We start from the raw sequence: 6,202 nt of genomic DNA, 5'->3' as shown, positions 1-6,202 counted from the left end.
GACTGCGACTGCGACTGCGACTGAAAAACTTTTTTTAAAGCGTAACTTCTTTAGGGCAAGGAATATTTAATGCAGCAGGTTTTGGATAAACTCTGTTGTTATACATTCTGTATTGTGTAGAAACGGTTCCTCCAAAAAGCTTGTCGTTGGTTAGTTTTAATTCAAAAGAAATCTCATATAAACCAGCGCTGATTTCTTTGTATGTTCCGTCGCCTGAAATGGCAATTACATGTGTATTTGTTGCACTGGACCCAATCGTTATATCTTGCGGAATCACTAATACGGTTCCCTGAGTTTTGCTGTTTCCGTTTGCCGGGAAAAATTCTAATGCTGAGATAATATTAAATCCGGGAGAAACCGCCGCAGCATTACTCTCGTTAGAAAACCATCTTTTTAAACCAAAAGAATTGACTGTATTAGTTCCGGTTGATACGTTAAAACCAATTTTGAAGGCATCATGATACACATCATCATTTGGGTTTGCTGTTCCTTTATCACTATACAATATCGCATTTTCGTTGTCTTTTGTTACGACAACCGGAAAAGTCAGCGCATTAAAAGTCTGCCAGGAGCATGTACCATTGTTGTTAAACCAGTGTTCGCCATAAGTCAGGTAAAATGCATTTGTAGGATCAGAGAATTTTGATGCAGGATTTGCCAGAATATCACGTGGTGATTTTATGGGTTTTACAATCGTCAAGCCCACATTTCCTGTAGCGGTGTAATTGGGAATATTGATTAAATTAATTTTTGTCTCATAACGCGCATCATCATTCTGAATATCTTCCAAGAGCTTTAAGTGATAGGTTATAGAACTTCTGTTATCGCCGTAATCATCATGCGTTAAAGAATATTCGAAACCATTTTGGAATTTAAAAATAGAAGCATTTTCTATTTCCGAAGGGAAAAATCCGTTAGGAAAATTGACTTTAAAATCGATTGTTTCGCCAACTTGTCCTTTTACAAGGTATTGTGCTACCGGAAAAGTATAAGTGGTGCTTATATCTCCTAAATTAATGGTAAAAATATCATTTGGCGCATAGGTATTTAGGTTTCCAATGTGAATGTTTTCATCAGATGCATGCTCTAATTTTAAGGTAATAGCTTGTTTGTTTGCCCATCTTTTATCAAAAGACAAATAAATAGTATCTGTTAATTTATTGCCCTGAAATACTAATTCGCTTGCAGGTTCCAGCGTAAAACTATCCTGATTTCCGGAAGTAGCAGCGCTAAAATTTACTGTAACAGGAGTTTTTAAGGTAGTTGAAGTTAAAGTAACAGGAACTTTCAGCATTTTGACTGATTTATTTTCATAACTGGCAGCAGGCTGAATTGTGGTACTTACAGCAGGATATTCTAACGGAACTCCGGCGCCGCTTGTCAAAAAGTTAAACCTTACAAACGGATCTATGTTTTGCGCATCTAGCCTGTAATCATCCTTTGAACAAGATGCAAGTGCTATAATAATACTAAATAGAGATATGATTTTAATACGACTCATTTTGTTTCAGGTTTGGGTTAAGGTTAATATTACTTCGTGGTATTGGCAATACAAATTTTGGCGACGGATAAGTAAGACCACAACTAAGGGAAATACAGCCATCGATTCTTGAAATATCTTTTTTATTTCGGCCTATGTCAAAAAGCAGCTGTCCTTCAAAACAAAGTTCTTTTCTTCTTTCCAGGAATATAGCGTCTTTTAGATTTTCAGAATCTTTTACAGCACTTGCATTCGATCGGTTTCTGATCGTATTTATATCACTTTTTGCCTGAGCTGTATTATTAAGTTCAAAAGCAGCTTCGGCACGAATTAAGTATTGTTCACTTAATCTAAAAGCAGCATAACCGGGATTTCCCTGAAATTTTTTAGTAAAATAATAATTTAAACTTACAGGCTGTAAATTCACAATGGTCGAAATAGGCTGTACCAAAAATAATTGCTTTCTAATGTCTGAGGTTTCGTATAAATCTATTAAATCTTGTGAAGCCGCATAATTGCCATAAACTGCTGTAGAAGTGTATCCGTAAAACGCAGATAACGAACCGCTTGCTCCACCTTCGGTAGTTCTGGGTATCGTGAATTCCAGCAGGATTTCTGAAATTGGAAGATCTGGTTCTGCCCATTGTGAAATGTAATTAGCAGAACTTACCAGAGTTACGCCTGAATTTGTAATAACATCATTGGCTGTGTCATAGGCATTTTTCCAGTCTTTTTTAGATAAATAAACTCTTGCCAATAATGCTTTTGTGCTTGTTTTATTAAAATATGAATAAAGTGGTCCACTTAAAATTTTTGTATCAGAGTAAAGACCTAAAGCGGTATTAATATCGTCGATAATAAAAGCATAAGTATTTGCTGCAGTTTCTCTTGCAGGATATACAAGCCCTTTGTTTATAGAAGCTTTTGTATAAATAATGCCTAAATGTGAAGCATCTGCTGTAAAATCATAATTTTGACTGTATACTTCGCTTAATAAAAAGTGTGCATAGGCCCTAACGGTCAAAGCTTCGGCTTTTATTTGATTTTTTTCTGCTTCGGTAGCATCTGTCAGCGCATCTGTAAATTCTAATATTAAATTTGACTGATTGATTACAGTATAACTATTATTATAAAAAGCAGCAAGATTAGAATTGTTGGGCTGATCATCAAATGAATATAGATTTGATACGCTTTCGAGAATACTAACTTGTCCTTTTGAACTTTCGCTTCGTGAAGGGGTAAACTTTAGATTTCCACCCTGAAGATCAGCGTAGACTGCAAAATTCCCGCCGCGCAAAGTAGATTCAAGTGATCTGTACATGCCGTTTACAGCTTGCAGAACACCTTCTTTTGTTTTTAACTGTTCTGTGATCGAAATTTGTGTTCCGGGTTCTTGTTCTAAAAAGTCACTGCAGCCGTGCAATAAAAATACAAGAGCAAAAGCTGTGAGTTTAAACGTATTTATATTTTTAAAGTATTTCATCGTTTTTAAAATTTAGTATTAATGCCACATGAAATCGTTCTGGCTTGTGGATAATTGTAACTGAATTCTCTAATGCCATTCATTCCTGACGGGCTTTTTTCTTTGTACCAATACAGCACATTAGAAACATCTGCAAAAATCGTTAACGTATCGAGAAAAGTATTTTTTACAGGAACATTGTAACTCAGGTTAATGTTGCTGATTTTGACATAAGTAGCATCATAAACATATTTGCTCATATTAGATAGCAAAGTATTATTGCCGGGAGCAGGCTGTGAGACAATATCTCCCTGATTTCTCCAGTAATCGTATGCATTTACAGACATATTTCTATTAGAAGTAATGTTGTATTTAGAAATAATTTCATCCGAAACTAATTTATCACCGCCCAATTGAAAAGCGCCATTTACAGATAAAGTAATGCCTTTAAATGAAATCATATTGCTAAAACCACCAAAAGCTTTTGGCTGAGTATCTCCAATTGGTTCCCAATCGGCATTGGTAAACAATCTGTTATACGTTGCCGCATCATAAACCTGACCGTTTTTTCTAATTAAATCACGACCTGTCGCAGGATCAACGCCTATCCAGTTTACGCCCCAAATAGTCGATGTGCTGTATCCTATTTTTTGTGCCAGTGCAAGATTTGCCAAAGAATAATCACTTCCTAAACCAACTAAATTCGTCACTTTATTTTCTACCGTAGAGATATTAAAAGAGGTATTCCATTTAAAATTGTCTTTTTGAAACCATTTAAATCGGGTTGTTAATTCAAAACCTTTATTGTACATATCAGATGCATTTAACTGTACAGTGCTGTATCCGGTTTCTGTTGGAATATCGCGTGATGTAATTAAATCAGATAAACTGTCATAATAATATTCAAGCGAAAGTTCTACGGTATTGAAAACATTAAACTCAATTCCGGTATTGAATTTTAAGTTTTTCTCCCAGCTTAAATTTCCATTAGGAGAAACGCTCGAACCGGCACTTAAATCGCCATTATAACCATTTTGAACAATAGTATAAAGTCCTTTTGATCGATAGGAACCAATTCTGGAGTTACCGGTTGAACCATAACTAACTTTTAATTTCAGGAAATCTACCCATGAACTTGATTGTAGAAAATTTTCGTTGCTCATGATCCATGCTAAACCTGCACCGCTGTTTAAGGCAACATTGGTATCATCACCAAAAACAGAACTTTCGTCACGTCTGATGTTTGCCAGGGCATAGTATTTCTTTTTATAATTGTAATTGACTTGGGCAAATGCTGAAACTCTCGAATTATAACTTATTTCATTGCCTCTCACTTGTCTTGCTTTTGATTCATCGATGTTAGGAGTTGCAGTATTATCATCCTGCAACGCGTCTTCTATGTTGTTAAGTACATTTGGGTTCACAAAACCGGATGCTGAAGCGTAATCAAAATTTATCTTTTCTTCGCCAAGTTCAAAACCTATTACACCATCAATTTTGTTGTTTTTATTGATTTCTTTTTCGAACAACATTTGTCCCTGCCAGTTCCATTTTGTTGAATTTCGGTTATTAAAAAGCCTTCTTCCCCAGTTAGGATATGTTTCTCCTCCTAATACAAATGTGCTGTTATTTTGTCCGCTTTCATTTTCTCCGGAAAAATAACGATCCTGTTCTTTATCGACATAATCAATACCAAATAAGGTAGCAAATTTTATGTTTTTATTTAATTTATACCCTAAATTTAGACTTCCTAGAATTCCAAAAGTTTCCGTTTGATTTCTGTTTTGCTCAATCGCAGCAAATGGGTTTCCTCCGGTATTTCCGCCCGAAACACCTAATTTCGAATAACTTCCATCAGCATTATAAGGCGAGATCGTAGGGAGATAAGCAAAGTCATAAAAAACATTTGGCGCATCTTTCTTAATAAAACTTGGATTCAAAGATAAATTCACATTCCATTTTGAATGTCTGTATCCTAAATTAATTCCTCCGTTAAGTTGTTTTGTTGTATTACCCAATTGAGGTTCGTCAATGTTTAAATACGTTAGATTTGTTCGATATGAAAACTTTGAATTAGCTCCAGAAACACTAAAATTATATTTGTTATAAATTCCTGTTTTATTTAATAAATCAAACCAGTTTGTATCCACGCCGTTGTAGGGAAGAAGTGCACTTCCAGGAGAAGTATTTTTTAGATAATCGTTTCTTAGTTCCGTATACTGATCTCCGTTTAAGTATTTAATCTGATTAATTGCAGATGAAACCCCCAACTGATTTGAAAATCCGAACTTGGTTTTACCCACTTTTCCTTTTTTAGTCGTAATTAAAATCACACCATTTGCACCATCAGCACCATAAATACCAACTGCCGCAGCATCTTTAAGAACCGTAAAATCCTCAATATTATCAGTAGAAATCATCGCTAACGGATTTGATAATCCTTCTGCTAATCTTCCTCCATCAAAATATGCACTATCAATACCACTTTGTTCGCTCATGATTACACCATCAACAATAATCAATGGCTGTGTCGAAGTTCCTAAAATAGATCCTGATAAAGACTTTAAGGTTCCTTGTCCGCGAATGTTGATTTTTACCGGTCCGCCAACTCCTGATGTATTTTCGATTAAAACACCCGCAACTTGCCCTTCAAGCATTTTATCAATACTTTCAGAGGCTTGCTGCACCGGAATATCTTTTGCATTTATGCTCGAAATACTCCCAACAATTTCTTCTTTTAATTTTGTAGTTCCGTACGATGAAGTAATGACCACCTGATTCAATTCATCTGTGAATTCTTCCAGATAAAATGTAAACTCTTTTTTATTATCTGCTTTTACAGTTTGGGATATCATCCCTAAAAAGCCGGCTTCAAGCACCATATTATTGATGTTGTTTCCTTTTAACTGATAAACAAATTTCCCGTTAAAATCTGTTATAGCACCCATTCCGGTTCCTTTTATGCGAATTGTTGCTCCAGGAAGCGGCTGTTTGTCTCTGGCATTATAAACGGTTCCGGTAATGAATCTCTCTTTTTCATCAGAAGAAATAGCAGAAGTAGAGGCAGGAGCAGAGTTCGTTAATAAAACCTGCTTTTTCTGGATATAAAACGAAATATTTTTTCCTTCAAATAATTGCGTCAAAACAGTTTCTAAAGACGCATTTTGAACATTAATATCTGCCAACTGATCAGCATCAATTTTTCTTGCATTATAAATAATCCTAAAATCGGTTTGTTCTTCAATTGATTTAATAATCAA

General features: G+C 35.2%; 3 protein-coding genes. All 3 read right to left on the bottom strand.

Annotated features, from left to right (window positions below; translation table 11 throughout):
- Positions 1–34 precede the first annotated feature (34 nt).
- From BXU01_RS01300 to BXU01_RS01290, 3 genes are read right to left on the bottom strand one after another with little or no spacing between them, the layout of a single operon-like run.
- The gene (locus BXU01_RS01300) at positions 35–1,501 is read right to left on the bottom strand and encodes a hypothetical protein (protein WP_123773904.1); all 1,467 of its coding nucleotides are present in this window, start codon (positions 1,499–1,501) and stop codon (positions 35–37) included.
- The gene (locus BXU01_RS01295) at positions 1,488–2,963 is read right to left on the bottom strand and encodes a RagB/SusD family nutrient uptake outer membrane protein (RefSeq protein ID WP_083691354.1); all 1,476 of its coding nucleotides are present in this window, start codon (positions 2,961–2,963) and stop codon (positions 1,488–1,490) included. The genes BXU01_RS01300 and BXU01_RS01295 overlap by 14 nt, the downstream gene beginning before the upstream one ends.
- A 5-nt stretch (positions 2,964–2,968) precedes the next feature.
- The gene (locus BXU01_RS01290) at positions 2,969–6,202 is read right to left on the bottom strand and encodes a SusC/RagA family TonB-linked outer membrane protein (RefSeq protein ID WP_255373682.1); all 3,234 of its coding nucleotides are present in this window, start codon (positions 6,200–6,202) and stop codon (positions 2,969–2,971) included.

It is taken from the genome of [Flexibacter] sp. ATCC 35103 (assembly GCF_001975985.1).
Classification (GTDB): domain Bacteria; phylum Bacteroidota; class Bacteroidia; order Flavobacteriales; family Flavobacteriaceae; genus Flavobacterium.
The sequence above is the reverse complement of the archived record's forward strand: the minus strand, read 5'-3'. Positions and strand labels throughout refer to the sequence as shown.